Annotated in this window: 1 protein-coding gene; it reads right to left on the bottom strand. The window is 61.6% G+C overall.

Annotated elements, in window-relative coordinates:
• The coding region (locus tag ACFW0B_RS25910) for an IS5 family transposase (protein ID WP_449151811.1) at positions 1-614 on the bottom strand (614 nt) is incomplete at both ends.

Below are 614 nucleotides of genomic sequence, written 5' to 3'. Positions count from 1 at the left end.
TAACCAAACTGCCGCTTGATCACCCGGAACGGGTGCTCGACCTTGGCGCGCACCTGTGCCTTGGCCTTCTCGATCTTGCGCTTGGCTTTGTACAGCGCGCTGCGCTTACTCAGCTTCTTGTACGTACTGCGGCGGGCCGCGATCTGCCAGATCACCTCCCGGCCTTCATGTTCCGGGCGCTTCTCTACGCCGGTATAACCCGCGTCGGCCCCAATCATGTTTTCCTCGCCGTGCAGCAACTTGTCGACCTGGGTAACGTCTGCAACGTTGGCAGCCGTCCCCACTACGCTGTGCACCAGGCCGGACTCGGCATCGGCGCCGATGTGGGCCTTCATGCCGAAGTAATACTGGTTGCCCTTCTTCGTCTGGTGCATTTCCGGGTCGCGCTTGCCGTCCTGATTCTTGGTCGAACTCGGCGCGTGGATCAGCGTCGCATCGACGATGGTGCCCTGGCGCAGCGACAGGCCACGATCCCCCAGATAGCCATTGATCACCGCCAGAATCCCAGCCGCCAACTCGTGCTTCTCCAGCAGGCGACGGAAATTGAGGATGGTGGTTTCGTCGGGGATACGCTCCAGGCTCAGCCCGGCAAACTGGCGCAAGATCGTGGTCTC

This window comes from Metapseudomonas phytobenefica, from assembly GCF_043392685.1.
Taxonomy (GTDB): domain Bacteria; phylum Pseudomonadota; class Gammaproteobacteria; order Pseudomonadales; family Pseudomonadaceae; genus Metapseudomonas.
This window is presented reverse-complemented; position numbering and strand designations above follow the sequence as displayed.